Raw genomic sequence first — 259 nt, forward strand, 5'->3', positions numbered from 1 at the left:
GTCAGTGCCTATGCGCAATAATCAACCCATTACCCTTAATCAGTACCACTTCGATGATGATGTTCGTTTAATTTCAGGAACCGATCTGCGCGGTCATATTATCTACTGCAATGATGCTTTTGTTGACGTCAGCGGCTTCGACAAAAATGAATTGATTGGTAAGCCACATAATCTTGTGCGTCATCCTGATATGCCAAGTGAAGTATTTAAGGATATGTGGGCATGTATCTCTAGTGGTAAAGTGTGGATGGGGCTGGTT

Annotated in this window: 1 protein-coding gene; it reads left to right on the plus strand. The window is 42.5% G+C overall.

All coding sequences use genetic code 11. From position 1 onward, the window contains the following. A partial coding sequence (locus AAEZ00_RS21605) for a PAS domain-containing protein (RefSeq protein ID WP_502959360.1) occupies positions 1–259 on the plus strand: 259 nt, incomplete at both ends.

This window comes from Shewanella sp. S1-49-MNA-CIBAN-0167 (assembly GCF_040310145.1).
Taxonomy (GTDB): domain Bacteria; phylum Pseudomonadota; class Gammaproteobacteria; order Enterobacterales; family Shewanellaceae; genus Shewanella; species Shewanella psychromarinicola.